Below are 1,444 nucleotides of genomic sequence, written 5' to 3'. Positions count from 1 at the left end.
GAAGTCGCCTTGCCGGACCTGCCCGGGCATCACGACGCTGATTCCAACCACGGCAAGCGGGGCGACGGCGCCCCGCGGACAGGGACGGGAAGCCGATGCCTCACATGACCGCCTTCGCCAGGAACCAGTGGTACGTCGCCGCCTACAGTCACGAGGTCGGGCGGGAGTTGCTCGGACGGACGATCCTCGGTGAGACGCTCGTGCTGTACCGGACCGAGGAGGACGGCACGCCGGTCGTGCTGCACGACCGGTGTGTGCACCGCCGTTATCCGCTGTCGGAGGCGCCGACGCGGCTGGACGGGGACCGGATCGTGTGCGGCTACCACGGCTTCACCTACGACACGTCCGGTACGTGCGTGTACGTGCCGGGGCAGAAACGGGTGCCGCGCACGGCCCGGGTCGCCTCCTACCCGGTCGTCGAGCAGGACTCGCTGATCTGGGTGTGGATCGGCGACCCGGTGCTCGCCGACCCGCGGACCATCCCCCGGGCGAGGCACCTGGACGCCCCCGGCTGGGTCACGGTGCGCGGCATGGAGCCCATCGACTGCGACTACGGTCTGCTCGTCGACAATCTCCTCGACCTGTCCCATGAGACGTATCTGCACGGCGGTTACATCGGCACCCCCGAGGTCGCCGAGACGCCGATCACGACGGAGGTCGACGAGGGCGCCGGGATCGTCCGGGTGAGCCGGCACATGGACGATGCCGAGTGCCCGCCGTTCTACGCGAGCTCCACCGGTATCGAGGGCCGGATCACCCGGTGGCAGGACATCGAGTACCACGCTCCCTGCCTGTATCTGCTGCACAGCCGTATCGCGCCGGTCGGAGTGGAGCCCGAGGCGGACGGCAGTGACCCGAACGGTTTCCACACCGAGATCACCTATGCGATCACCCCGTCCGGCGACGGCACGGTGTACGACTTCTGGGCGGTCTCGCGGGACTGGGCGACGGACGACGCCGAGGTCACCGAGTTCCTGCGGGGCAACAACCACACGGTCGTGATGCAGGACGTCACCGCGCTGAACCTGCTGCAGAAGACGCTCGGCACCGAACGCACCGGCTACCAGGAGCTGAGCATCAACATCGACACCGGTGGTCTGGCCGCCCGCCGCATCCTCGCCCGGCTGGTGGAGCAGGGCGACAAGCCCGTGGAGAAGGTCCGGTGACCGCTCCCACCGGCGAGATCTACCGCATCGCCTGGCTGCCCGGCACCGACACCCTGCACGGCACGTGCCACTGCGGCCGTGAGCACACCGCGCAGGACCCGGTCGAGATGTGGCAGTGGATGCTCGCCCACCCGCAGGGGCATGTGAGGGCCGACGAGCCGCGAGGGGACAGCTCATGAGCGTGTACGAGGCCGAACTGATCGTCGAGAGGCGGGAGTCCGCCGCCGACGGCGTGCTCGCCCTCACCTTGCGCCATCCGCTGGGCGAGCCGCTTCCGC

At 69.4% G+C, this 1,444-nt stretch carries 2 protein-coding genes and 1 pseudogene; all 3 read left to right on the top strand.

Translation table 11 applies throughout. The features are described from left to right. Positions 1-95: 95 nt before the first annotated feature. Positions 96-1,166 carry a Rieske 2Fe-2S domain-containing protein gene (locus tag ACFU3E_RS38435; RefSeq protein WP_384169474.1) on the top strand — a complete coding sequence of 357 codons (1,071 nt, stop codon included), beginning with the start codon at positions 96-98 and terminating at the stop codon, positions 1,164-1,166. Continuing rightward, a complete protein-coding gene (locus ACFU3E_RS38430) occupies positions 1,163-1,345 on the top strand; it encodes a hypothetical protein (protein WP_384169471.1) in 183 nt (60 codons plus the stop codon). The genes ACFU3E_RS38435 and ACFU3E_RS38430 overlap by 4 nt, the downstream gene beginning before the upstream one ends. Further along, a pseudogene (locus ACFU3E_RS38425) lies at positions 1,342-1,444 on the top strand (oxidoreductase); the annotation flags it as partial. The gene ACFU3E_RS38430 and the pseudogene ACFU3E_RS38425, both read left to right, overlap by 4 nt.

The sequence above is a fragment of the Streptomyces sp. NPDC057424 genome, assembly GCF_042803315.1.
Taxonomy (GTDB): Bacteria; Actinomycetota; Actinomycetes; order Streptomycetales; family Streptomycetaceae; genus Streptomyces.
This window is presented reverse-complemented; position numbering and strand designations above follow the sequence as displayed.